Below are 25942 nucleotides of genomic sequence, written 5' to 3'. Positions count from 1 at the left end.
CAATGCAGGATTAATGACTACAAGACTTAAGAAAGAAGCAAAGATATTGTCATATTGTGCCATCATTATCTTAAGGCACAATATCCTTAATATAGCAAGAAATCTTGCTATATCATTTGAATTATTAACCACACTCGGGGCTATACCTTTGCTTTAGAAAATCACCGAATATTCCTGACAGGTGACCGGGCTTTTCTGGAGATTGAAAACGCGCAGATTGTCCGTTAACCCACATAACTTAACTTTTTCTTGTCCTGCATGTCCTGAGACTGCTGGGACTGCTTCATGAGGTCCTTTAGCTTCTCCTCAAACTTCTCTGCCTGCTTGAGAAGCGGCTTATAATCGACAGCCAAGCCCATATACTTATCCAGGGTTTCGATGATCTTTGCAGCAGCTTTTGAATCCGGCATCTGGGTATGGGTCTCTGCGAAGAAGCAGGTTGTTGGAAAATGCTCCATCCTGAGCAGGATCGCTCCAGTCACTCCCATGATGATCCCTTCCTTCAATGGCTCGATTGCAAGGCTTTTGATCTTCTTCTCGTTCTTTGTACTGGTCAGGAAGTAAAATACCCTGCTTGTCTCTGTAGGAATCTGGGAGCCGACGCCTTCCAAGGAAACAATCTCCTTGACTTTAAGCTTTTTGACCAGATCGTCGATAACCTCAGCAAGCTTCCACTCGATGTTTGCAACAGCATTCACAACATGGAGGATGGCTATATTCCACTTCTTGTTATAGAAGATGCCTATCGGCTCAACAATCTTTGATTCATGGATGGCAACGATAGCGGCAACATCTTCTGTGGTAACTTTTCCTATCTTCACTGTCTGGAGATGTTCAATCAGGAACTCTGTGGCGATTGTTCCAACTAACCCGAAGCCTGGAAAACCGATAATCAAGGTACAGTTCTGAGGTTTTTTGTTGAGTTGGAGCTGCATGTTGACTTACTATGTTGAGTGATACTCCATTGCTAAATCTTGGAAGCAATTCCTCCTTTGACTTCCATTGCCCTTTCTAAGTCCTCTGCTATCTTCTCTGCTGCCTTTAAGTTGGCAAGCATCCTATTCTCATCGGTTTTGTTCTGAATAGCAGCCTTGATATCTTGCTTTGCTCCCAGAACATTTCCAGATGACATTGCCTGGTATGCTGCTCCGATGTTTTGTCTATATTGGTTGTCAAGATTTGCAGCTGCTGCTATATTTTTCAAAGCTGTTTTGTCTAATACATTGCTTCTTGCTATCATTTGTTGGATATCCTCTACATTTTTTTCAAGCGCAGGACTGACCATCGTCACCCCTAGCCCCGTCTTTATCCGATCTTTTAGAGTAGCTCCTGTAGCGCTTTGAATGCTTATAATCTTAGCATGCACCTTTTCCCATGTTTTTGCGGTTTTCCAAAGTTCCTTCAGATGTGAGGTTTCCTGTGTTTCGATTTTCTTTATCGTGTTGAGTATCTTTTTGATTTCCGGAACTTTTTTTGAGATTTGTCTGCTCGACAGAGCCTGAAGCAAACTTCCTAATGCGGCTATTATCTGGTCGTTTTCGTCACCTACCTCTTTCTCGATATCCTCGATCTTCTTTGTTGCTCTTTCTTCGAGTGCGGTCCTTCCTACAAAGTCCTTATATCCCTTTTTGAAGCTGTTTATTCCTCCCCTCACATTGGAAAGGCGTTCTCCAACACCTTCCAACCCTCCAACTCCGCCTTCTTCTGCAACCCTCCTACTGAAGGATGTAAATATATACCAGAATCCCATAAACACCATAATAACACTCACCAGAGTGAGGATGCTGCTTATCTCATTTAAGCCAATCCCTCCTGTAGGGGCAGGTATCACCCCCCCAAGGTTTGCGAGGCCGCCTACTAACATCCCCTGCACAAAATAGCCTGCGAATAAAAATAGCACCCCTTTTGCGAATCTTCCTCCCTGGCTCTCCCCTATTTTATGCCCGATGTACACCGCGCCCAGGATAAGGACTAAGGTGAGTGTCACAAAAAGCCCAACAGCGTAGCCAGAGACCAGTGTTTGTAACATTGTTACAGGAATTGCCACAACAGAAAGCAAGCCAAGGCCGAGAGCAACAAATATACGCGGGCGTTTCTCAATATTCGCTAAAACAAGATTGGATACTCCATAGAACAATGCAAACACGATGATGAAGAGGATGATTCGTAAATAGAGCACACCGTAGGGTTCAGCTATCCTCCCATCTGGGCTAATCACTTCTACAAAGAACGCATCCAAGCCAGTATTCTCCAATAATTCACCTATGTTCAGTTGTGCACTGACTGTTGCGATAGAAACCAGAAACAGGAACGTAAAAAGAAAAGGCAGTTTTTTTCTCATCCTTGCACCTCTTGGATTTTGATATCCCCTCTCGTTTTTTCTTTTATATAAACCTTTCCATTTGCCAGTACTCAAAAATCTCCACAACATTTATATACGAGTAAGCCAAAAAGACAGTATCAACCATCAGGTGATGCCAATGCTAACTGCGAGAAAAACGATAAGCTTCATTTTAGGACTAATCCTTCTTGTGCAAGGAGGTCTTCCGTTGCTTAACACATTGAATCTAATATCCTTTACGCTGCCTGCTCTTCCTGAGCTGGCTCTTTGGATAGTCTTTGTTGTTGGAGGGATCTGGCTGCTTGTTGATGCAAGCAGGGAAGCCTTAATCAATAAAGGATTGATGCGCATCAGCCTTGTTGTAGGTATTGTCTTGATTGCCTTAGGGATTATCCCCTTACTCAACCACTATCGTGTCATTGGGTTTACCTTGCCTGGCGGAATTCAGATTGCTGTGGATGCTGTGCTTGCATTGGGAGGGTTGCTGCTTTTAGGAGGAGCATTCAAAGGAGTTTATTAAATGGCCAAGAAAGGATTCAGCATAAGGATCCTGGTCGGATTTCTTTTTTTATTTGCAGGAGCAATCATCTTTCTTGACCAGCTGAACCTCCTCTCCTTTTTTGACCTGGAGCCTTTTAGAATGCCTTTTACCTACATCATCTCCATTGGAAGCGCTTTGGCAGGCTTCATCCTGATCTTCAAGAGATTCCTGATCACCCGAGAAACAGAAGGGGCGTTTAGGAAAGGGCTTTAGGCCTTTATCTCAATCTTGCCGCCCAATGCCTGGCCTGGAAGGCCTCTCTCAAAGATGATCCTTAAGGCGCCTTTATTGCCATGCGCAGAGGCAACCTTCCCTTTTATCTCTTTTCCAGCAGGCGACTTCCAGCTGACCTCTTTGCCGACAAGCTTTGCAGCGTCATCCCTTTTGCTGATTCCCCTGGTTTCAGCAATGATGTGATGGCAAGTCTGGCTGTGGCGATTTGAGCGGTAATTGATGATGACTGCTTCCATGCATTCAGGGAGGTTATAGATGGTTTATAAGGTTTGCTGCGTCATCGGGCGCAATTGAAAAGCTGCTCGCTTCGCTCGGCAGCGCCAGGTTCGCCATGCACCAGAAGGCGGATAACCGACATTCTCCGTAGGAGCCGACCCTCTTGTCGGTGTGATACTTCCAGCATACTATGGCTCACAAGATGGCGCTGCATAACTTTTCAATTGCGTCTGCGTCATCCAAAACCTTTTTATTAGCATTGGTATATGATCTCCTTATGGGCCTCCTTAACTGGTTCAGAAAAAAGCCTGAAAGCATTTCTGAAGCATCGCTCCTTCAGGAGTGCGCAGAGGCGAAGGAATGCAAGCTTCTTGATAAGGCCATCCGTGCATATTCTGAAGGAGAACAATTTGCTGGTTATATGCTTCCGAAGCCGGATGTCTCCTTCAGCATAAAGATGCTGGCAAAAGCACGTGATAACCTTACAAAGACGCTTTCTTTTTTACAGAAGCTGAACCGGTCGCATAAGAATTTGGAAAGAATTACATATTCTCTTAAGTCCTCTGCTTTACGCTTGCCAAATCAGAAACCACTTACTGAGATTAAACAATTTGTGGAGTCTGAACTGAAAGAGGTTGAGGACTTCCAGAAAGAGCTTCGGCTCTTGACTACTGAAATCCAGGGCGAACTTTCCACCTGTGAATCATATCTGGAGCTTAAGGAGGAAATTTTAGCAAAGAATATTCCTCCTTATCATAAGAGTGTGTACAAGACAGCAGAGCAAATTCTTGGCAGAATGCCTAAATTCAAAGCAAAGCTTGAAGAGCTGCGCGCGTATCTTTACAATCTTTTCATCAATACCCGCAAGCTCGAATATGTGGTTACAGGAAGGGCTCAGTAGAAATTCAATCGGCAGTGGCTTGCAAGCGAGCAAGGCGAGCTTGCTCGCTAGCCACCGGCTCGCTTGTTCTTGTATCTGCGATTGCTGACACCCCCGGATGGGGCAACCCTCTGTCAGCACTGCTCATGATTGCAAAGAAGCTCGCAGAATTGATGCCGGACTTTCTACTGAGCCGGAAGATAGATCTCACAAGAGGAAGAACAGAATGACAGGAAGCAGCAGAACGCCCATTGCCATGCTGCGCTTCACCTGCACATGCGGAGGGATCAAACCAATCGCTGTGCTTGCGGCAAGGATTAAGAGGCCAGTAAGACCATCAAAGACGACCGCAAGAATTCCAATGAGGAGCATAATCGTCAGACTGAGATGCTTGTAGTTCACTTTGCTCACAATAGCTGCAAAGCCCCTGCTGAAGAGCAATGCAAGGAAGGTAGCAATGCCTCCAGCAACAAGGGAAACTGCCACAAGAAGCATGAACTGGCTGAAATCAATGCTTCCTACAATCTCCTGTATGGCTACAATGCCTCCGTTCCTTGCCTTATCAATTGTGTAAAATGTTACCAGAGAGAAGAGGAAGTTCACCGTGCTAATCCCTCCAATCAGTATCATAAAGCTGTACATGCCGATGTTTCCAAGGAACTGCATCGCAATGATTGCTGCGTGAGCTGAGCCAAGTCCAGGAAACAATCCTGTTAATGAGCCTGAAAAAACAGCCCCTCCGAATGCCTTGAGCATGCCTGACCTTTCTGGTGTTATCATTTCAGTCACTCGTTGCTTAGGAAGGCTTACGTTCTGGGTCAGCGAATCCAGGAGTGTGGCAACTCCAAATAAGCCAGAAAGCAATGGGAATAAAGGCTGGCTGATATCAGGCATCGTAAGGACAAGGACTCCAAGGATGCCTGAGAGCATAAACACCAGAAACGCCCAGAATTTCCTGTTTAATCCTCTCTCCTTGAGTATCATGAAGACGCTTACAGCCACCAAGATGTAGCCAACCACGTTCTGCAATCCTGTAAATATAATGATCGAAAGCGGCATGAGTATAGGGAGCAATAGGATTGTTATCAGAAGCCCCATTAAGGAACCAATTACTGTCAGCTTCACTGCCTCATAGCCCATCCCTCTCAGCAATAAGCGATGGCCTGGCAGCACATTGAGGATTTGGGACTCATCTGGGGCTCCCAGGAAAATGGAGGGGATGGCATCAAGGAATGTATGCGTGACCCCCATAGCTATAATGAACACCGCAAGCGTGATTGGCTCTGTAAAGCCAAGAAAGTAGCTTGAGGAGCTGACCAACAGCACACTGACGAGATTGATATGGATGCCCGGAGTAAGGCCGGTGATGATGCCGAAAACGATCCCTACGCCAATGGCAACAATAATCTCAAACATATAGGGAGAGATATTCTGGACTTATAATAGCTTATGACCGAAACTCAATAATTTAACTATCTATAAGTAGTTAAAAAAGGAAGATTTATAAACCCTAAGGACTTGCATGTAGCCCATGGCAAATTTCGAGAGGGGAAAACCACGCAGAATATCCTTTACCTTACAAGGGGAGGAACTTAGCCCTCAACAGGTTTTTGATGCCCTCTATACTGGACTTGAAGATGTGGTTCACCTTAATCTCAATTCCTTTAAGCGGAAGAACCACGCAGATCCGCAATATAATGAGCCGGTTACCCGCAAAGTTGCTGCTTGGCGGCAAACCGAACCAGCTAATATCCTCGCGGAGATTATGTTTGATGACACTTCAAAGAAAATGTATGAAGTACGACCCCGCAGTAATTTTGATTCTGACATGTTAAAACTTCCGAACATCGCATGCCTGCAGGGGCAGGATGGGAGTGTTCTTATCTTACGGGAGGCCCGGAAATACCCTCTTGATACAATGATTGCTCCAATAGCCAGAAGGAGATTAGGCAAGAAGTTTGATTACGATTCAACCGCGCAGTTTTATGGTTCCTCTAAAACCCCTGCTCAGATTGGCGCAGCTAAGAATGGGGGTCTGATGGTAATCCCCGAACCTCATCTTCTCATTGGATTAGAGAGAATCTACAGCTCTACTGATCTTGGCAGAGTTACGCCTCCATTTTCTGCGCTGGCTTCAAATTCAGACAAACTCTGGTACTTACGCGGATTCTTCCCTCTTCTTCGGGATACATCAGCCGCTACGGAAAAGCTTGGGTACTATTTTGGCAAGCTGCAGGCTCTCGGCTTGATGGAGATTCTTGACAGGCAGCTTATCCATTACTGTTTGATAGGGAACAATATCGGAAATTATGATCCAGACTTTATTTCGCACAGCATGAGCCCCCCATTCATTATTCAGAAGGAGCTTAGCAATATTCGGTCAACAATCCAGGAGGATGGACAGGAATATCCTTTTACTGAGCCTTTGGATGAATACCTAAAGTATCTCAAGCCCACCATTCGCAAGACAAGGGAAAGGTACCAGGACATGGGCATTACTCCGGCATTTCTATTGCCTTATCTCCCTCAACGGATTACTACAGCGGATTTGCCTGCTCTAGAACTCTCCACACAACTTTCTTAATCCTACCTTACTCAATCCTATCTTTGCTCTCTCATGTAACCATGCGGATTCTGCGTGCAATAACTTCTTTTTGCCCATTAAACTGGTCTAGGTCTCCAATGATCTCAATAGTATCTCCCTGGCTGAGGTTGATTGTATTGCCAAAAACAACAACTGTTGTCTCTACAGGCTGCACCACTTTTACAAAAGTAACTCCCTCTGCTCTTGATACGCCTTTGACCTGGCCTGTAAATTTCACGGCTCCTTCTGTTTTTTCCAGGAGATCTTCTGCTGAAGTTTCGGCAAGCGGCTGTAGTCCAATGTAAAATAAAAGAAATAGGCCTATAATCGTGGTTACAAGGCTAATTTTGAGGATTGTCGCTTCTTTCACAGTTATAGAAAGGGATTTGCTCCTGTTTAAAAGTATGCCGGGGTCCTGACGTATTTATCGGTGACGTATGCTGCCAGAATGGTGCCCTCTCGTGGAACTCCTTTCTTAAAACGATACTGATAGGTTCCTATCTGCTCCATATGGTTGAGAGCGTAGATGAGCATCGCAGGAAATACTAAATCCTGCAATCCTTGCTGCTCAGATTCCTCATGGATCCCTGTTGCTGCGTCCTCCATCCAGTAAAGGCCAACAGATTCGAAGGTTGCATGAGATGGATACTCCACTGCCTCTACACACTCCACGCCTTTTTCAGACCCGAATTTTAGGGTCTCAGGCAGGCTTAACACTATTTTACCCCCAATCCTGATAGGTCCTCCTAACGACGTGACAATCCCCCTGATTCCCACCCTATCCTGGCTGTATCGAAAACGAACTTCCTCTCTGCTCATGCCGCGCTCAAGGAAAGCTCTCTCCTCACGCTTCAAGTATATGATTCTCTCATCACTCAGCTTTCTTAAAAGCCCTTCACTGGGAGATACGATAGTCATTGCAGTAACCTTTTTTTGCATTGCCAGAATACCCCAGAACAAATCATATGCAAAGGCCCATCAAGGATATCCCGGCGATGGGGCCTCAGAGCAGCAGGAGAAGCAGGCCTAAAGACACAGCGTATCCACTCTCCGCATCTTTAGCAATTTTCATGCAGTGAGGGAGAATGGCTCGGTTATTTATACTTTTACTTTTTGCTTGGATCGGTGAAAATCTTTTCAAGGTTGCCGTCGGAAATGCCAAGCATTTCCGGGCGCTCCTTCGGAGCACGTCGGTTCGGCTGCGCATACAATGGGGGTGACCGGCATTCCCCGAATGGGACAACCCCCTCGTCGGTTTGACGTCTTTGTGCTTAAGAGCCTCACGAACTGACGGCAACGCCATTTTCACCGGAGCCTTTTTGCTTTGGGCATTTCCTATGGCCTGTGCCTTAAATCATAATCTTTTTAAAAGCACCTCGATTCTGGTCATTCATGCCTTCCCTACAATTTGAGACGACAGCAGAACTGCAAGTGCCAAAGGCGCTTATCGATCAGGTTATTGGCCAGGATCATGCTGTTGCTATCAGCAGGAAGGCGAGCAAGCAGCGCAGGCATGTTTTCCTCATTGGGGATCCTGGAACAGGCAAATCCATGCTTGGAATGGCGTTGGCAGAGCTGCTTCCCAAGGAGAAGCTCTTGGATATTGTAGCTTTTCCCAACCCTAATGATGAGAACCAGCCTCTTATCAGGACGATGCCGGGCGGGTCCTCCCGGGAGCTTGTTGCGAAAGCACGTGTCCAGAGCGTGACGAGCTTTAAGAACCAGAACTTTGTCATGTTTATCCTTGTCCTTGTTGCCATGTTTGCGCCCTGGTGGGCATATTCCTACTATACTAAGCTGTATGGAGCTACAGTCGCTGCCATAATGTTCACCGCATTCTTCCTTGGAGGGATGGCATTTCTCGTAGCCTTTGCCATCTTCATGAACCTTGGAAAGAAGATGGGAGATCGTACAAGGATTCCAAAAATCATTGTTGATAATTTCCAGCAAAAACAGGCTCCATTCTATGATGCTACAGGAGCCCATGCAGGAGCCCTGCTTGGCGATGTGCTTCATGATCCCTTTCAAAGCGGCGGCCTTGGAACTCCTGCGCATGAGCGTGTTGTTGCAGGGATGATCCATAAGGCGCATATGGGCGTGCTGTTCATTGATGAGATGGCAACGCTGGCGCCGCAGACCCAGCAGGAGCTTCTCTCTGCGCTGCAGGAAAAGAAATTCAGCATTACCGGACAGAGCGAGCGCTCTGCGGGAGCGATGGTACGGACTGAGCCAGTTCCCTGCGATTTCGTCCTTGTTGCAGCAGGCAACCAGGAGACCATAAAGAACATGCATCCGGCGCTGCGGTCCAGAATACGGGGGTATGGGTATGAGGTGTTTATGCAGGAAACCATGCCAGACACCGCAGAGAACAGGAATAAACTGGCATTATTCGTTGCCCAGGAGATCAGCCGGGATAAAAAGATTCCTCCCTTTAGCAGGGATGCTGTTCTTGAGATCATCGAGGAGGCAAAACGCAGGGCAAGCAGGAAAGGGCACTTGACTCTTCGGCTCAGGGAGCTTGGGGGCCTTATCCGTGCAGCAGGGGATGTTGCTGTTGAACAGAACGCATCCCTTGCCACCAAAGAGCATATCCTTGCAGGCATGAAGTCTGCGCGTACCTTGGAGCAGCAGATCTCTGATAAATACATTGAGCGCAAAAAAGAGTATAATGTGATTATTACCCAGGGTGAGAAAGTCGGGAGAGTCAATGGCCTCGCTGTCTTGGGAGGCGGAGAGACAGCAGTCTATGCAGGAATCATCCTTCCTATCGAATCCCAAGTGACTCCTGGAAAAGGCTCAAAGATTATTGCAACTGGAAAGCTCGGTGAGATTGCGAAAGAGGCTGTTACGAATGTCTCTGCCGTGATTAAGCGCTACTTTGGCGTTGACATCAAGGAGAAATATGACATTTTTGTGCAATTCCTCCAAACCTATGAAGGAGTTGAAGGGGACTCAGCCTCTATAGCTTTGGCAACCTCTATCATCTCTGCACTCCATGAAATCCCTGTGAAGCAGAGCATTGCGATGACTGGATCACTTTCCGTTCGAGGAGATGTCCTTCCCGTTGGGGGGGTATCTGCGAAGGTGGAGGCGGCAATAGAAGCAGGACTGAAGAAAGTCATTGTGCCTCAATCAAACCTGAATGATATCATCCTTGATCCTGCCAAGATGAAAAAGATAGAGATTATTGCTGTTAGCTCAATAGTTGATGTCTTGGCCGAGGCGTTGAACTGGAAAGGAAAACAGGAAATCCTTAAGAAGCTGAAATCTGCCTGATGCAAGTATTGCTTTGTCCCTTAACCTCTCTTCTGTATGGCTCAGTAGGAAGTCAGTCGGCAGTGGCTTGCAAGCGAGCAAGGTGGGCTTGCTCGCACGCCGACGGCTCGCTTGCGCTTGGATTCGCGTATGCTGGCAGCCCCGAAGGGGCCTACCCTCTGTCAGCACCGTTTATGGAGCTGAAGAAGCCCGCAAAAATGATGCCGGACTTTCTACTGAGCCCTGCCCTATACCGCTCTATCGCCAATACACTTCAACATCATCGGTCCGCCAACGCGGCTTGATATCTGCTTTGGCATCTCCTGTATTTTTTTTATGGCAGGAATACTGAACACAGCCTAACCACGCAATCATTGCTCCGTTGTCATTGTTGAACTCATTCTGAACTTTGTAGGATTTTGCTCCACGCGCCTTACACATCTTCCTCATCATCTCCTGAAGTCGTGTATTACAGGCTACTCCTCCTCCTAAAACCACCTCTCTTTTTCCTGTATGCGCCAATGCCCTTTCTGTGACCTCAGTCACCATCGCAAAGACTGTCTCCTGGCAGGAGTAGGCGAGATCTTCCTTTGCGTAGCCTTGCATCATTTTCTGCTTGAGGTTTGTCTGGATTCCGCCAAATGAAACGTCCATACCTTTGACAGCATACGGCAGCTCAACAAATCTTTTTGCTTTTTTCGCCAATTCCATAATCTTTGGTCCGCCTGGGAAGCCAAAACCCAAAGCCCGGGCAAATCCGTCGAGAAAATTCCCTATCCCATTATCAAGAGTTTCACCGAAGACCCTGTACTTTCTCCCTTCGTAGGCGATGATCTGGGTGTTGGCTCCGGAAACATACACCAATACTGGATCCTCCGCCTTTGTGAGCAGCCTTCCGATTTCAAGATGGGCAATGCAGTGATTAACACCGATCAATGGGATTTTGTTCCTGATTGCAATCTCTCTGGCTTTCTTCAGGCCCACCAGAAGACACGGTGGAAGCCCCGGGCCTTGGGAAAATGCAATAAGATCGATATCCTGTTCGGTAAGATGGGACTGGCTGAAGGCATCCTTCATGATGCTTTCCGCAGCTTTTTCGTGATGCTCTTTTGCCTTTGTTGGATGGATACCCCCACACTTTGTGGTGAACACTGACCGGGCATTTGCCAGAATCTTCCCCTTGCCTGTAACGATTCCAACGCCGAAGGTGTGGGCTGTTGATTCTATCCCTAAGCAAATCAATTTAGATCACTTTTGTATTGCTTGACTTCTTCAAACTTTTGGAAGAAATTAAATTTCTTTTTATTGCCCAACCGTTTTTCGATATTTTGCAGAAATGCATACAATTTTGCCATGAGCTTATCCAATTTTTTATATGCAACGTCGTATTCTTCCTTATTAACAAACTTTAAATCCTTGGATAGCGATAAGAGGACATCCAGCTCTTTTGCAGAACCGTATGCATAATTAAGGAAGTTTAGAAATTCTTTGGTTGACTTTCTGCTACTCCCTTCAGCTATATTCAACGGAATTGAGGTTGCCGCCCTTCTCATCTGCGATGTCAAATTGTTTCTTTCACTTTCCGGGAACTTTTCGGTAAGTGCATACATATCCAATACAAAATTGTAGCTCAATCCCCAAATCTCTATGTTCTTGTACATCCGCGCCATTATTAGGGGCGCGCAAGAGCATCTATAAAAAACTATTGTGAGCTTGGTTCAGATAGAGCTTTCGCTATCTCTTTGTCATCTGACTGTAAAAGAAAAAAAGACCATGCAGACAAGGAAACCAATTACGGACGTTTGGAAATTGCATGCTGAACACGTCGCCGAAGCTTCGTGCGTACACACCAATCCCATCAAGCTCCTCTTCTAGGAGGGTCCTGCGGTGTCTCTTTTCAAGGAGGGCTTCGTGCTTAGATGCTTTCAGCACTTATCCCTTAGAGCGTAGCTGCCCTGCGTACCTTGGAAGATAACAGGTAAACCAGAGGCTCCGAAAGCCAGTTCCTCTCGTACTATGGCTTCCTTCCCTTCAGACACCAACATCTCCAGTAGATATTAAACAAACTGCCTCGCAGCGTTCTGAACCCAGCTCACGATCCCTTTTAACGGGTGAACACCCCCACCCTTGCACGCCAACAGAAATCGAAGATTTCTGAGCATTTCTCAGTTCCTTCGAAATATTCTGCACGCGCAGGATAGGAAGAGCCGACATCGATGTAGCAAGCCTCGCCGTCGATATGAACTCTCGGGCGAGACGACTCTGTTATCCCCGGAGTAACTTTTCGGTCATTCCCGACCCCCACCAAGGAGGTACGGGAGTTCGCTAGGCCACGCTTTCGCGTTTGGAGTTCATCTTGATAGAAGTCCAATCAGGCCGGCTTATGCCCTTACACTCTACAGAGGATTTCTGAACCTCTTGAGCCAACCTTAGGGCCCTGCTGATATCTTTTCAGCAGGGTGCCACCCCAGCCAAACTGTCCACCTGCTGGTGTCTTGGTTTCCCAATGAGTTACGTAGGCTCCGAAAAGTAGTGTTACATTGGCGTCTACACAAAAGCTTGCGCCTTTGCTTTAACGACTCCTACTTACGCTATATAACGAAGCCCACATAACAGCAGCAAGCTACAGTAAAGTTTCACGGGGTCTTCACTTCCCACTGGAGATCCCTGGCCTTTGCACCAGGAAAGAGTGTTCGGAGGCTTCCAACTAGGGACAGCGACGATCTCGTTACGCCATTCATGCGAGCCGACATTCAATCGGCAAGGTATTACGCTACCTTAAGAGAGTTATAGTTACCCCCGCCGTTTACCAGCTCTTAGCCCCATTGAATTGGGGTTTCAAGTACTGGCACTGGGCAGGCGTCATCAACTGTACGCACCTTTACAGGCTAGCAGTTAATTTGGTTTTTGTTAAACAGTCGGACCATCTCTGTTACTGCGCCCTGCGATCGCGTTGACAACCGCAGGGATCCCTTATGCCGAAGTCACGGGACTAATTTGCCGAGTTCCCTTAATTGGATTATACCTACACACCTTAGGCTTCTCACCTAGGGGCACCAGTGCTGGTTCTGGGTATGAATATCCGAGATCTTTTCCTGTTCCTTTTTTATGAGCTCCAGATACGAGCCGGATACTCCTTGCGGAATACTATTCCCTGTTTTAATGAAGTTCTCATCGTTACAATACTCCCTTCATTTGTCCAGGTTAACATACCTCACTGGATATGCCGACCTCTCCCGAAGCGTCAGAAACAAGACTTGCGTTGCCGCGCATACTCGAATAGTACAGGAATATTAACCTGTTTCCCTTTCCCTTTGTTCAATTTCTGAACGTGGTTAGGATCAACTAACCCTTGGCTGATTGACATTGCCAAGGAACCCTTGCCCTTTCGGTGGAAGAGTGTCTCACTCTTCTCTGCTCCTACTTCCGCCAGGATTTTCATTTTTGAAAGGTCTACACACTCTCTCGAGCGTGCTTCTGCCCTATCAAAACGCCAGCCTATCACAATCATATGATGTCTTCCGTATCGGTAAATGACTTAGCCCCGTCCATCTTCGAGGCCTACAACCTTGACGAGTAAGCTATTACGCACTTTTTAAAGGATGGCTGCTTCTAAGCCAACCTCCTCGCTGTCTCAGGTTGCGGACACTCTTCACCCTTTCACACTGAGTCATTATTTTGGGACCTTAACGGAAGTCTGGGTTGTTCCCCTCTCGGATACCAAGCTTACCCCGGCACCCCGTATCCAAAGGTCTACAAGGCCTAAGCATTCTGAGTTGGACAAAAGACCGATGCCTTTCGACACCTGATACCTAAAATCCGTCTCTTTACCACTTAGGCGCTCTCGCTTCAGACTTGACTACGGCCAACTTCGGCTGGAACCAGCTATCACCGAGCTCGATTGGCTTTTCACCCCTATTCCAAGGTCAGAAGAACACTTGCCCGTAGAACCTCTTCGGGCCTCCACCAGGTTTTACCCTGACTTCACCCTGCCCTGGAGTAGATCGCTCGGATTCGGGTCGTACCCAAGTGACTCAAGGCACTTTCATACCTTACCCCTTGCAAGCTGCGGGTCATTGGTTTCCCTATGAGTCCTCCTTTTCAGATTACTCTCGCCACTCAGATACACTCCCTGGCACGTTATTCAAAACGCACGGTGCAACTCCGTAAAGCCGCACCCCACTATAGCTATTAGGTTTCAGGGTCTTTTCAGTTCCTGTTAAGGGTTCTTTTCAACTTTCCCTCACGGTACTTATTCTCTATCGGTCTCTAGGAGTATTTAAGATTGGAAGTTGATGCCTCCCAGCTTCCTGTTCGGTTTCCAGCGAACAGTACTCAGGATCCTGCCACAATCCACTCAGATTTCTTCTACGGGGCTTTCACCCTCTTCGGCCCAACTTTCCAGAAGAGTTTGAATCATCCGAGCCGGATAAAAGGCAGTCCTTCAACACCACATCCCTTCCTTATTTCTAAGGAAGATTCGGTTTGTCTTGTGCTGTTTTCGGTCGCTCTTACTCACAGCATCTCGATTGATTTCTTTTCCTTTGGGTACTAAGATGTTTCAGTCCCCCAAGTTCCCCATCCTTTCGGATTTAAAGGGAAGTCCCATTCGGATATCTTTGGTTCAAGGATTACATGCATCTCGCCAAAGCTTAATGCAGCTAGTCACATCCTTCATCAGCTCTAGAACCGAGTCATCCACCTAATAGCATTTGATTGGCTCCTTTGTCTGCATGGTCTCATCATTTATCGACCCAGATTCAGAATCCTGCGATTCTGAACCTGATCTTTCTCTATCATCGTGATTCTTGTGATGCAATCAGGAACTGGACCCGTCGGGACGTTCATGTGCATTCCACATTTTGAACCCGAGACCTCCGCCTCGCTTGTGTGACTTTGTCACGTGCAAGGGCGGCGCTCTGCTGCTGAGCTACGGGCCCGGCATGATTGTGAAGGTTTACCGACCAGTGATATTAAAACAAAAAAAGGAGGTGATCCAGCCGCAGGTTCCCCTACGGCTACCTTGTGACGACTTAACCCACCTCACTGAGCTTAGGTTCGGATAAGGTAAAAACCTTATACTCACCTAAACCCTGCTCGGTTGGTTTGACGGGCGGTGTGTGCAAGGAGCAGGGACACATTCACCAAGCGATGATGACACTCGATTACTAGGGATTCCAACGTCATGAGGGTGAGTTCCAACCCTCAATCTGAACTACGATAAGGTTTCGAGGTTTAACTTCTCCTTTCGGAGTTGTAACCCATTGTCCTTACCATTGTTGCGCGCGTGTAGCCCAATAGATTCGGAGCATACAGACCTACCGTTGCCTGCACCTTCCTCCTCCTTTCGAAGGCAGTCCGTACAATGTACTCAATCCTCAAAATGAGTCGTTAGCAATTGTACGTACAGGTCTCGCTCGTTGCCTGACTTTCTGTCACTCACGACATTCGTTTAGTACTCCCTTCATGAGTTTAACAGGACACCTCACGGCACGAGCTGACGGCGGCCATGCACTACCTCTCGGCTCGTCAAGTAAGACCTTTGGCCTGACTTTCTTCCTGCCGTCGCCATTGGTGAGATTTTCTGCGTTGAATTAGATTAAACCGCACGCCGCACCCCTTGTGGTGCTCCCCCGCCAATTCCTTTAAGTTTCAGCCTTGCGACCATACTTCCCAGGCGGCGAGCTTAATGCCTTCGCTTCGACACTGCACATTCTCGAAGAATATGCACCATCTAGCTCGCAGCGTTTACGGCTGGGACTACACGGGTATCTAATCCGTTTTGCTCCCCCAGCTTTCGTCCCTCACTGTCGAATCCGTTCTGGTCAGACGCCTTCGCCACAGGTAGTCTTCTTGGGATTATAACACTGTAAAAACCACTGCGTTCACAGTTATGAACGCAGCGAGTTTGTTTTACCGCTACTCCAAGAATACTTCTGACTCCTCCCGGTTCCAAGTTCACCAGTCTCTCTTGCGCGCTGTTTGGTTGAGCCAAACAATTTCACAAAAGATTTAATGAACCAGCTACGGACGCTTTAGGCCAAATAACTATGATTGCCACTTGTGGCGCAGGTGTTACCGCGGCTGCTGGCACCTGTCTTACCCACCACTTATTCGCCAAGATATTTACTCTTGGCAAAAGCCCATGTTAAACATGAGCACTTAGGATTCCCCTATCACACTTGCGTGCATTGTAGAGTTTTCGCGCCTGCTGCACCCCGTAGGGCTAGGGCCAGTGTCTCAGTGCCCTTCTCGGGGCTCCCTCTCTCAAGGCCCCTATCGATCTTTGGCTTGGTGGGCCATTACCCCGCCAACGACCTAATCGACCGCCGACTCATCTTTAGGCACTGCTTTTCAGATATAAGATGTCCCAATACTCATATCCTATCAGGTGTTACCCTCAGTTTCCCAAGGTTATCCCTGACCTAAAGGTAGATTATCGACGTGTTACTGAGCATTCTGCCTCTCTTGCGAGAAGACTTGCATGGCTTAGTCGAATCCTAATAGCAGCAATCTCCCGCAGGATCAACGGGATTTTACTGGTCGCAATTCGATAAACCTTCTTCATACTTAATGTTGCAATCAAGTACACATCAAAAGAAAATTAACCTGGAGGCGATTTTGGAGAAATATGAAAGTTCGACGTAGTATTTAAACATTTCTACTGAATGGCGCTATTTGCGTGCTCGGAGCCGTTTTTCTTTCTTCATGCGCTTTCGTTGCCATTTCCAGCGCATTTGTCTTTTCTTCTTCCAACGCCTTGAGCTTCGCTTCATCCTTGGGGAGATGCTTTTGGTTTATTTATAAACCTTTCCGCAAATGCCCCGTATGGGATTTGAACCCATGTCCCAGCCTTTCTTTTTGCATCGAAAGGGCTGAATGATTGACCGGACTACACCAACGGGGCTTGAACAGTTTCGTGAATATTTATGAATAATCCTTCTTTTTTAAGCGTTGTGGAAAACGTCTCCAAAATGCAGCAGCCATACTCAAGCATACATTTAAATACTGCCGCAAACCCCTCCTTTTTCTATCATTGATTATCCAATCAGTGATGTTTCACAGTCAAGCCCGTCACAAGAGTACCCACGTCGAGCTTACGATAAATTCAAGCTATGAGCCTGGGGGTTAGTGCACGGGCCACATATTCAAAATCATACGGTGATATCCTTAGAACTGTTTTACATTCCTTATTTCCTTATGGGTTGGGGTAGATGAGGTGCCTGCGCGCACGGAGCCAATGTAAAGCTTGTTCTAAAGTCGTATCACTAACAACAGGTGATTACCATGGGAAAAATAAGCCCTTTATCGGCAAAATATATCATAAACACCTCAATTGACATTGAAGGGGTTGTTGACAAGCCTGACGTTATCGGAGCAGTATTCGGGCAGACTGAAGGCCTTTTGGGTCCCGAGCTTGAGCTGCGGGAGCTTCAGCGATCTGGAAGGATTGGAAGGATTGAGGTGGATGTTGACACCCGGAATGGGAAGACTGGGGGCAAGATTATCATCCCTTCTTCTCTGGACAAAGCAGAAACCGCAATCGTTGCAGCTTCTCTTGAGATCATCCAGCGGATTGGCCCTTGCAATGCCAAGGTCAATGTCCTTAACATCGAGGATGTGCGTGTCGCTAAGCGTATGTTTGTCATCAATCGGGCTAAGGAGCTCCTGAGGACTCTGACAGAGTCTGTGCTTCCCGATTCACGGGAGCTTGCAGACGAGGTCGCCTACTCTGTCCGAGTCATGGAGATTCAGGAATATGGCAAAGACCGGCTTCCTGCCGGGCCGAGCATTGCTGACTCCAACGAATGCATCTTGGTGGAAGGAAGAGCCGATGTTGTGAATCTTCTCAAGCACGGTATCAAGAATGCTATTGCAATGAACGGCACCAGCGTTCCCCAGACTATCATCGATCTTTCCAAGGAAAAAATCGTGACAGTTTTTGTGGATGGGGACCGAGGTGGAAACCTCATCCTGAAAGAGCTGCTCGAGGTCGCAGACATTGATTTTGTCACTCGGGCTCCTGACGGGAAGGAGGTTGAGGAGATCACTCAAAAGGAGATTCATAAGGCATTGCGTTCCAGGATCGCTATTGAGCAGGCAAAGATGGAACTTTCAAAGGAATTGGAGCGTAACCAGCAGGCCGGCAACCGCAATTATGTGCGCCAGCTTGTGCGGAGCGCAGATATGTCGAAGCACCAGGAAAAATACCAAGATAGGCCTCAACACCGGCAGCCTGCAAGCCAGCCTGTGAGCACACCCTCCGAAACTTCCTTGCATCCAGATATGAAAAAGGCGTTTTCAACCATGCTTGACGATTTGGTGGGAACCCGAGGAGCGTACCTCCTTGATGATAAACTCACTATCCTTGGCAAGGTGCCTGTCACTGAACTTGTGACCACGCTTAAGAGCCTTACCTCAGGAGTGTATGCAATCATCTTTGATGGTGTTGTGGACAGGCTCCTGACCCAAACAGCTGAGCGGAGCAATGTAAAATACCTGATAGGCATGGACTCCAAGATCCGGTCAGAGCAAACCCGTCTTGGGGTGCTGACAGTTGGAGACCTGGGCTAGAGTTTTTTATTCTTTTTTATTTCTCTTGTTTATCTCTTACCTTTTAGGAGGATGTTTATTTGAGACTGTAACATGGAGTCCTATGGGTAGCCATCTCAGAACAATCTCGCAAAGTCTCACAGAACCCTTTCCATCATCATCTTAAATTCCTGGAGTTCGGCCTGTTCACTTCTTTCTGAGAAGGCATTCCCGATCCGAACATACTGGCAGCTGAAAACAAATGCAGGAACCTGGCTTTTCGGGCTGTACTTGATAAATAAGTCCACTTCAGATTGAGGGACTGAATGCTCCTCTTCCGGAGTCACAAGATTGTCTCCTGTGTCGAGCTCCCAGCTATAAACTACGGCATCAGGGTACTGGATGGCAAGCGAATTAAATGCCTCTCTGCTCCAGCTTTGAGGATCACGTGAAGCCGAGAACATCCTTATAACCGGTTTCCCGTCTTCAGTGCAAGCTGCCTGGCCTGTTGGCGTGAACTCACTTTTCTGGCCTGATTTTTGGTCTGATGCAGAGCTGCCGTCTTTGCTTTCTTCCTCAATCTTAATATCAGCGCGCTCGCGCATCTGCTCCAGGAAGCCCTGAAGCGCCTGCTCCTGTTTGCCTCTGACGACATTTGCCTCCACCTCACTGCGAACATCGTCAAGGGTAATCTCATCTTTCCTGTCCTCAACCTTTATAATATGAAACCCAAACTGAGTCTGAACAGGGTCAGAAATCTCTCCAACATCAAGTGAAAACGCAGCAGATTCAAATTCCTGCACCATTACGCCTTTTCCAAAATATCCAAGAGATCCGTTGTTGGCTTTTGCGCTTGGATCAATTGATAGGTTTCTGGCAAGTTCTGCGAAGTCCTCGCCTGCCTTGAGCTTGCGAACTACCTGTTCAGCCTCTTCCTTCGTCGTTACCAGTATATGCGAAGCCTTGACACGCTCTTGCTTTGCAGGCACATTCTGCTGGAAATACTGCGTAAGCTCTTCTTCTGCGGCAGTTACTCCGCTGAAAACATTCTTGTCCAAAAATCCGGCCATGAGCATCCGATTTCTGATGAACTGCTTGATATCACCCAACTCCAGTTTCTTCTCAGCAAGCTGCTGCTCCAGAACCCTCTCTGTAAGGCCATTGCCCTTCAGGAAATTTTGGTATTCCTGCTGCAACTCGCTGTCCATAATCTCAATGCCCTGGGCCTCAGCCGCGCTTATGAGCAGGACTTCATTGGTGAGGATCTGATCCAGATATTCTTCTTTGCCCATGGTATCGCGGTAGCCTTCGGGAAGCCCACTAAAGAGAAAAAATATCTCATATTGCGTAGCAAGCTGATCTTCTGTGACTGGAACGCCATTGATGACTCCTGCATTCTTTGCAGCGATCTGTTCGGGTGCCAGCACATACCATGTTGCTCCCCCAAATATCAGAAAGATGATGATGCCAGCAACCCATAGGCCGAAGCTGGATTTCCGGGGCTCTTTGTCCAAGAACTCCGAATCAGAGACTGAGTCAGAGAAGAGATCTCCACTATCCTCTTGAGATTCTTTCTTCACCTCTTTTGGCTCCTCTTTTTTTGGCCTTGGTTCCTCGCGCTTAACTTTTTTTTCTGTTTCTTTGGATTTTTTCTGTTTCTTTTCAGAATGGCTCTCCTTCTCAGAATGACTGATCTCCCCTCCAATCAGGTCGAGATCATCTTCCCAATCATAGTGTTCTTCAATGTCTTCATCATGGGCTGGCATTTCACCGCCGGGGGAATGCAGTTTGTTAATAAACTTTACTATTCTTTAGTTAGTGCAAAAGATTATTATGGAATGCCGGTAACGCTTCTTCATGGTTTATGATATCATCCTTGGCAGAGACGAGGCTCAGAAGCAGAAATTCGGGAAAGAGGGGACGATTTTGCTTGGCAAGCATTATGTGAAGATGGGCCAAACGACCTCCCTCTCCAACCCGATCTATATGGATGTTTCCCAATCTCATGCTGTCTTTATCTGCGGCAAGAGGGGATCAGGAAAGTCCTACACTATGGGCGTTATTGCAGAAGGCATGGCCCATTTGCCAGAACAGATCGCAAATAGGCTGGCGATAGTCATCCTTGACACGATGGGCATCTATTGGACCATGAAATATCCGAATAAGCAGGAAGAAGAGCTGCTTGAGGAGTGGGGAATCAAGGGGAAGCCGCTGTCCCCCCTGATTTTTGCCCCCGTCGGATACTTCAGCCAATTCAAGGAAAAAGGCATCCCGGTAGACTACCCTTTTAGCCTCCAGCCCTCCCAATTGAGCGCATTTGACTGGTGCCATGCGTTCGGCATTGATATCAACAGCCCTCTTGGAGTACTGATTGAGAGGGTCATCGGAAAGTTGCAGGACGAGGGAAAGAACTATTCTCTCCTTGATATTCGCGCCGAGCTTTCTGTTGAGGGCAAGGTTGAGCAGGCTGTGAGAGATGCTGCAGATAACCGCTTCCAGGTTGCTGAGCACTGGGGCCTTTTCTCTGAAGAAGGAATTAAGATTGACCGGATCGTGAAAGGAGGCCAGATATCCATCCTTGATGTGAGCGCCTATGCAGTTGTTCCCGGTGCAGAGAACATCCGGGCGCTGGTTGTCGGTCTGCTGACCCAGAAGCTCTTTATCGACCGCATGGTGTCCAGAAAAGCAGAGGAATATCAGGCCATCAGGAAGAGCCGGGAGGCAATTTTTGAAGGAGAAGATGAGGCCAGCACGGAGCCGCTGGTGTGGATCATCATTGATGAAGCGCACGAGTTTCTTCCCAACAAGGGCAAAACCGCAGCTTCGGACAGCCTGATCACGATCCTTCGGGAAGGAAGGCAGCCCGGAATCTCCCTTGTTCTTGCATCGCAGCAGCCGGGAAAGATCCATACCGACGTCATGACGCAGTCTGATATTGTCATCTCGCATCGGATCACCGCGAACGTTGATATCCAAGCGCTTGGTATGCTTATGCAAAGCTACATGCGTGAAGGCTTAGACACCCAGTTCAACTATCTCCCCCGTGTTGTTGGCTCAGCCATAGCTTTCGATGATGTGAACGAAAGGATGTACCCAATGCGGATTCGGCCGCGGGTGAGCTGGCACGGAGGCGGAGCGCCAACTGCGCTCAGGGAAGAGAAAAAGAATGTTTTTGAGTTTTAGGTGAATCGCATCAGAAGAATGCAGTAGTCAGGCTGAACAGGATTATGCCAAGAACCGTGATTCCTGTCCATTTCCAGATGCTGGCGGCGATTTCTTTTCTGAACATCGTCTCGAGACCTACCTTCAGCATTCTTCCGCCATCAATCGGTCCGAGAGGCGCAAGATTGAAGAGTCCGATGCCAAGGTTCAGGATCCACATCCAGCCAAGGAGCCCTGTCTGGGAATAGAAGCTGAGCTTGTATGGATTTCCTGCCGCCCATATCAACCCGCCATTCACACCCCGCAATGGTTCGTACTCTTTTTTTATTGACGTGTGCTGGTCGAGAAAAATACCCAAATATGGCCTGCCTTCGTTTGTGGGATGAGAGCCAAGCGTGATCTCAACAGACTTTCCTGCGGCAGTTGAAACCTGCATCCGGTCTCCTGGCTGTGTTGCATTGAATACCCCTATGAGGTCGTCGTAGTCTTTAATTTCCCTCTCCCCTGCCTGAATGATGATGTCTCCAGCTTCCAGCCCCGCTTCCTTTGCAGGAGAAGATCCTCCGCCCTCATCAAACCCCGTGATCTCAATCCCGTCTTGGGAGTTCATTGCCTGAACTATGGGCTGTGCAACCTGCCCCAAGAGGAATAGCAAAAGAAACGCGGCGACGATGTTTGCAAGGGGGCCTGCCGCAAATACTGAAAGCTGCTGCCAGGCAGGCCTCTTTCCCAACTCCTGCTCATCCGGCTCGACAAACGCTGCAGGTATGATCGGAATGAAGAAGCACACTGCTGCGAACCCGCTTGACTTTAACGGTATGCCGTAGACCCGGGCAAGCACGCCGTGGGAAAACTCATGAATCACTGCCAGAAAGAATATGGAAAGAATCCAGTAGAGCGGTGGAACAAAGATCGCTCCGTGCAGCCGGAAGGGAAGAACCAAGCCAACCCCCGGAGCGGCTTCGGGAGTCACAAGAATCTGGATGAAGTTTATTGCCAGTTCAACAACAATAAGGACCATGCCGAGAAACCCGACAATAATGCCCAGGATGCCAACCGCCTTCCAAAAGCGGGGCATGCGCCTTGCCAGGCGGTCCATGAGCTTAAGACCGAGGCCTGTGCGGAGCATGGCAAAATAGAGCACCGGAAAGAAAATCTTTTCGATCGTGATGAATTTCCTTTTCCAGTAAAGCAGCCCTAGTAGGAGAAAAAAGAGAATACCTGTTGCAACCAGCTCACTATTCATTTTTTTCTAACCGGTCGCAGCTTTCTTGCCTGGCACTTTCTGCATTTGATCTTTCCGGCAAGAACAAAACGATTCTCTGCCCGGACTGCGGTCTTGCAGATCTTGCAAATAAATTTATTCCTGAACAAACGAGCCTGCGCTTCTGGGAATTTTACCATAGTCAATCTCCTTTTATCTGCTTCATCACTCTCTGGCCAAGGATGCTCCAATACATCACGCTGCTTCCTTCGGCCAGCTTTCCCTGCAATTCCGAAGGGATTGCAAGATCAAATGTCTCATAAGTCTCCGAGTCCATAACATTTGCCTTTTCCCCAACGATTGACAATACCTGCGCCGATCGCTTATCGACAATAGGGACTTCGATATTGTCATGCCCGGGGGCGACGATCACCCTTTTTTTCTCGTCAATAAGGCCAGTCCCAGTCAAGCGAACTTTTGCATGACCGTGCTTTCCTGGCCGCGATATCTGGATATCAACAACTTTGCAGGCTACACCCTCTATGACAATATAGTTTCCTATCTTCAGCGAGCCGATGCTTGTAAACTTTGTCCCTTCCATTCCTGCTTCACCTTACGCTATTTTCCCTCTTTTTTTAAGTTTTTGTATTTCGGCCAATCCTTGCTTTTCCTTAACCCTTGCCTGATGGATCTTTTGCAGCCAGCGCAATATCCTCGGGCTTCACTGTTTTTCTGCCTGCGTGGCTCGCAAGCCTGACCGCCAGCCTTGCAGTGGCTTCAGCCCTTTCTTCCAGGATGTCCCTGAGAGCGGCCTTTGCGGTTTCCCCCACACGCTCAGCTCCTCCTTTTTTAAGGATCTTCTCCATTGCTGCAAGAGGGAGATGCTTGGCAACCACAACGAAAGGTTCAGACGATGTTATATAAATGTTATGTTCTGGCGCCTATCAGCCAGCTCCATCCCTTTGCCTTTCTGGCAACTCTGCTCAACTCCTGCTCGAGCTGCTGGGCATTTGGAAATCTCTTTTCCTCTGCAAGAAACTCAGGAGGATGGTGGATTGTGCGTTCTCCTTTGCTGGAGAACTTATATTTTTTGTGGAGCATCTCATGGAAAAGCACATATTCCAAAAGCTTTGGATGATCTGCAAGGATTGAGCTGATAGTGATGAGATCCCTGGCGTACTCGTATGAGCCTAATTTGGATGTCGTTGAATTCCCCATTGCCAGATTTGGCATCTCGAGCATCCCATTGAAATATTGCTCGTTCAGCTGCCCGAACACTTCGGCAAGCCTTTCGTCCACGTTTGTCTTCGGCACAGCTAGATGGAGATGCTTGATAAATGAGCTGTAATACTCCATCTCTATCGTCCGTCTTCTTGTCTTGAAGATCTGCGAAAGCAGCGACTGAATCAGGCCTAAGCGTATCTCCTTGTCTACTTTTCTCCATTTCTTGTTCAGGTGGAATGCCAGATTGCTGCCAGAAAACCTGATATTCGAGTTATAATCCTTGAGCTGCCAGGAATACTTCACTGAAGATGCATACGTGTATGGCCTGCCTGGATAGAGCCCATGGAATGCTTCCTCAACGATGTCCATACTCTCACTGCTGATACTTACTGCTGGATCTCATATCTCAGAATTGCCGCAATCTTCCCAATGTCCTTGAGCTGGACCCCTTCCCGGGTCTCAACTGAAATAATCTTTACCTCAGACGAGTATCTCTTTGCCTCTTCTTCTATCTTTTCAATCTTCTCGTCTTCCATTGCCTCTGAGACGAGGACTATGGCAACCGCTCCCATCTCCAGGCGCTTCATCACCTCTGTGAACCCATACGCCACTGCGTTAGGATGCTTTGCCAGCATCTCAAAGAGCTTGTTCATGATGGCTTTTTCTTCAGCGATGCCCTCCTGGCTGAGGACGTCCTGGCTTTTGTCCACAAGCTCCTGCAGCCCAAAGTCCTCAGTGTAGCTCAAATCCTTTATTGCAATGATTTTCTGCTTCACTTGGTCAGTAATCGTGCCGCTATCAACAAAATCATATTTTGTCGGGCCAGGTCCGCCGACCAAAATGCCCTTGAGGTGGGGGGCGTTGAGGAACTGCTCTTTCATGTAATCAGCAACTTTCTTGAAATGGTCCCTGATGGCGCCTTCTCTCTGCCTTGCGAACCGCGCTGCAGATTGGCCTCCTGCGCGGAATTTTCCTGGGACCTCTGAATGGGTCTTTACCATGGGCTGGATTGTCTTGCCCTTCAAAAAAGCAATTGCTGCGTCTCTCCTGTCAATCACCACGAGCCCGTACACCTCTTTGGATTCCATCATCTCGGCGAGGATACTGACGACGAATTCCTTGTCGCAGCGGTAGATCCTCGTCTGGAGCGGGACTGGCGGCTCGATGCTCCATACCTTGACATCGCTCTGTCCCTCCCTTTCAGCTACATTTCCGGAAAAGACAGCCAAGCCATGCTCAGGAGTCCTCTTGAACAGCCGAAGATGCTGGATCATGCGCTCCAAAGCATCGATCACATTCTTCTTTGTAGATGCAGATTTGATATTGACTGCTGTGCCCTGCTCCTGGCCGAGGTGATTGATGATCTTATTCATGTCATAGCCTGCAGGAATATACACAGAAACCAGCTCCGTATGCCTGCCCCTATGCTTCTCTAGCTCTTTGATGAATCTTTTGAGATGGTGCCTTTGCGCCTCGTTGATGCTCACCCAGCAAACCAACCTTTATTTTTTTATAAAGCTTTGCAACTTGTTAACCAACAGTGGGCTAAGTCTCCCCCATGTTAATGGGGTAGATGGATGCCCACGATGCGAAGCATCAATACCTGCTTGAATTCTCCCGTATGTACATTGCCACGACTTCAGCTGAAACATGGCCTGCTGTGCCGCAGTAATAGCTTGACGCCCAGAAATCCTCTGTTTCCGGTCTCGTTTGCCTGATAATTGCAAACTTTTGCCGCAGCTCTTTTGACGTCCATGCTTTCAGGCTCT

At 47.8% G+C, this 25942-nt stretch carries 22 protein-coding genes, 2 tRNA genes and 2 rRNA genes; 7 read left to right on the top strand and 19 right to left on the bottom strand.

Translation table 11 applies throughout. The annotated features are described in order from the left end of the window. Window positions 1-224 precede the first annotated feature (224 nt). Window positions 225-935: a PAC2 family protein gene (locus tag VJB08_03540; protein ID HLD43033.1), complete on the bottom strand. Its 711-nt coding sequence runs from the start codon at window positions 933-935 to the stop codon at window positions 225-227. A gap of 32 nt (window positions 936-967) precedes the next feature. After that, entirely contained in the window at window positions 968-2341 is a 1374-nt protein-coding gene (locus tag VJB08_03535; GenBank protein ID HLD43032.1) for a hypothetical protein, read from the bottom strand. A 139-nt stretch (window positions 2342-2480) separates the two neighbouring features. Here VJB08_03535 and VJB08_03530 point away from each other — a divergent pair, with 139 nt between their 5' ends. Both VJB08_03530 and VJB08_03525 read left to right on the top strand, forming a co-directional pair. After that, complete coding sequence (locus VJB08_03530) at window positions 2481-2861, top strand: hypothetical protein (protein ID HLD43031.1); 381 nt, start codon at window positions 2481-2483, stop codon at window positions 2859-2861. Further along, window positions 2862-3095 carry a hypothetical protein gene (locus VJB08_03525; protein HLD43030.1) on the top strand — a complete coding sequence of 78 codons (234 nt, stop codon included), beginning with the start codon at window positions 2862-2864 and terminating at the stop codon, window positions 3093-3095. Here the strand turns inward: VJB08_03525 and VJB08_03520 are convergent. Next, window positions 3092-3352 (bottom strand): 50S ribosomal protein L35ae, encoded by a 261-nt coding sequence (locus tag VJB08_03520; protein ID HLD43029.1) that lies wholly within the window; start codon window positions 3350-3352, stop codon window positions 3092-3094. The genes VJB08_03525 and VJB08_03520 overlap by 4 nt on opposite strands. A gap of 257 nt (window positions 3353-3609) precedes the next feature. On the opposite strand from VJB08_03520, the gene VJB08_03515 reads away from it, so the two are divergent. Beyond that, window positions 3610-4233, top strand: a complete 624-nt coding sequence (locus tag VJB08_03515) for a hypothetical protein (GenBank protein HLD43028.1) — start codon at window positions 3610-3612, stop codon at window positions 4231-4233. A gap of 186 nt (window positions 4234-4419) precedes the next feature. On the opposite strand, the gene VJB08_03510 is transcribed toward VJB08_03515, so the two are convergent. Beyond that, window positions 4420-5628, bottom strand: coding sequence for a tripartite tricarboxylate transporter permease (locus VJB08_03510; protein HLD43027.1), 1209 nt, complete (start codon window positions 5626-5628; stop codon window positions 4420-4422). A 115-nt stretch (window positions 5629-5743) separates the two neighbouring features. Between VJB08_03510 and VJB08_03505 the strand changes: the two genes are divergently transcribed. After that, the gene (locus VJB08_03505) at window positions 5744-6796 is read left to right on the top strand and encodes a hypothetical protein (GenBank protein HLD43026.1); all 1053 of its coding nucleotides are present in this window, start codon (window positions 5744-5746) and stop codon (window positions 6794-6796) included. 31 nt (window positions 6797-6827) lie between these two features. On the opposite strand, the gene VJB08_03500 is transcribed toward VJB08_03505, so the two are convergent. Continuing rightward, complete coding sequence (locus VJB08_03500; GenBank protein HLD43025.1) at window positions 6828-7166, bottom strand: hypothetical protein; 339 nt, start codon at window positions 7164-7166, stop codon at window positions 6828-6830. Window positions 7167-7192: 26 nt separating this feature from the next. After that, window positions 7193-7735 carry a hypothetical protein gene (locus VJB08_03495; GenBank protein ID HLD43024.1) on the bottom strand — a complete coding sequence of 181 codons (543 nt, stop codon included), beginning with the start codon at window positions 7733-7735 and terminating at the stop codon, window positions 7193-7195. A 453-nt stretch (window positions 7736-8188) separates the two neighbouring features. Here VJB08_03495 and lonB point away from each other — a divergent pair, with 453 nt between their 5' ends. Then, window positions 8189-10072, top strand: a complete 1884-nt coding sequence (lonB, locus tag VJB08_03490) for an ATP-dependent protease LonB (GenBank protein ID HLD43023.1) — start codon at window positions 8189-8191, stop codon at window positions 10070-10072. Window positions 10073-10309: 237 nt separating this feature from the next. Here lonB and VJB08_03485 read toward each other — a convergent pair whose 3' ends face one another. The 6 genes from VJB08_03485 to VJB08_03460 all read right to left on the bottom strand — a co-directional run bounded on the left by VJB08_03485 (window position 10310) and on the right by VJB08_03460 (window position 16958). Then, window positions 10310-11293, bottom strand: a complete 984-nt coding sequence (locus VJB08_03485; GenBank protein ID HLD43022.1) for a bifunctional N(6)-L-threonylcarbamoyladenine synthase/serine/threonine protein kinase — start codon at window positions 11291-11293, stop codon at window positions 10310-10312. Next, window positions 11290-11721 (bottom strand): four helix bundle protein, encoded by a 432-nt coding sequence (locus VJB08_03480; GenBank protein ID HLD43021.1) that lies wholly within the window; start codon window positions 11719-11721, stop codon window positions 11290-11292. The genes VJB08_03485 and VJB08_03480 overlap by 4 nt, the downstream gene beginning before the upstream one ends. A gap of 112 nt (window positions 11722-11833) precedes the next feature. Next, a 23S ribosomal RNA gene (locus VJB08_03475) occupies window positions 11834-14777 on the bottom strand. A 101-nt stretch (window positions 14778-14878) separates the two neighbouring features. Next, window positions 14879-14991, bottom strand: a tRNA-Ala gene (locus VJB08_03470). Between the two features lie 46 nt (window positions 14992-15037). After that, a 16S ribosomal RNA gene (locus VJB08_03465) occupies window positions 15038-16587 on the bottom strand. Together the 16S and 23S rRNA genes with 2 tRNA genes alongside form the textbook arrangement of a ribosomal RNA operon. Before the next feature lie 284 nt (window positions 16588-16871). Then, window positions 16872-16958: transfer RNA gene (locus VJB08_03460), tRNA-Glu, on the bottom strand. A 380-nt stretch (window positions 16959-17338) separates the two neighbouring features. Here VJB08_03460 and dnaG point away from each other — a divergent pair. Next, complete coding sequence (dnaG, locus tag VJB08_03455; GenBank protein ID HLD43020.1) at window positions 17339-18625, top strand: DNA primase DnaG; 1287 nt, start codon at window positions 17339-17341, stop codon at window positions 18623-18625. A gap of 116 nt (window positions 18626-18741) precedes the next feature. Here dnaG and VJB08_03450 read toward each other — a convergent pair whose 3' ends face one another. Continuing rightward, window positions 18742-20349: a peptidylprolyl isomerase gene (locus VJB08_03450; protein ID HLD43019.1), complete on the bottom strand. Its 1608-nt coding sequence runs from the start codon at window positions 20347-20349 to the stop codon at window positions 18742-18744. A gap of 91 nt (window positions 20350-20440) precedes the next feature. On the opposite strand from VJB08_03450, the gene VJB08_03445 reads away from it, so the two are divergent. Then, window positions 20441-21766 (top strand): ATP-binding protein, encoded by a 1326-nt coding sequence (locus VJB08_03445; protein ID HLD43018.1) that lies wholly within the window; start codon window positions 20441-20443, stop codon window positions 21764-21766. Window positions 21767-21776: 10 nt separating this feature from the next. On the opposite strand, the gene VJB08_03440 is transcribed toward VJB08_03445, so the two are convergent. From VJB08_03440 to prf1, 6 genes are all read right to left on the bottom strand, one after another. Then, the gene (locus VJB08_03440; protein HLD43017.1) at window positions 21777-22991 is read right to left on the bottom strand and encodes a site-2 protease family protein; all 1215 of its coding nucleotides are present in this window, start codon (window positions 22989-22991) and stop codon (window positions 21777-21779) included. Beyond that, a complete protein-coding gene (locus VJB08_03435; protein ID HLD43016.1) occupies window positions 22988-23149 on the bottom strand; it encodes a 50S ribosomal protein L40e in 162 nt (53 codons plus the stop codon). Before VJB08_03435 ends, VJB08_03440 begins: the two co-directional genes overlap by 4 nt. A 2-nt stretch (window positions 23150-23151) precedes the next feature. Continuing rightward, window positions 23152-23550 (bottom strand): translation initiation factor IF-5A, encoded by a 399-nt coding sequence (locus tag VJB08_03430; GenBank protein ID HLD43015.1) that lies wholly within the window; start codon window positions 23548-23550, stop codon window positions 23152-23154. A gap of 70 nt (window positions 23551-23620) precedes the next feature. Continuing rightward, window positions 23621-23845: a histone gene (locus tag VJB08_03425; protein HLD43014.1), complete on the bottom strand. Its 225-nt coding sequence runs from the start codon at window positions 23843-23845 to the stop codon at window positions 23621-23623. Window positions 23846-23876: 31 nt separating this feature from the next. Then, window positions 23877-24542 carry a SprT-like domain-containing protein gene (locus tag VJB08_03420; GenBank protein HLD43013.1) on the bottom strand — a complete coding sequence of 222 codons (666 nt, stop codon included), beginning with the start codon at window positions 24540-24542 and terminating at the stop codon, window positions 23877-23879. Between the two features lie 17 nt (window positions 24543-24559). Beyond that, on the bottom strand, window positions 24560-25660 hold the full coding sequence (prf1, locus tag VJB08_03415; GenBank protein HLD43012.1) for a peptide chain release factor aRF-1: 1101 nt from the start codon (window positions 25658-25660) through the stop codon (window positions 24560-24562). Window positions 25661-25942: the final 282 nt, after the last annotated feature.

This window comes from Candidatus Nanoarchaeia archaeon (assembly GCA_035290625.1).
In the GTDB taxonomy this organism is placed as follows: Archaea; Nanobdellota; Nanobdellia; order Woesearchaeales; family DATDTY01; genus DATDTY01.
This window is presented reverse-complemented; position numbering and strand designations above follow the sequence as displayed.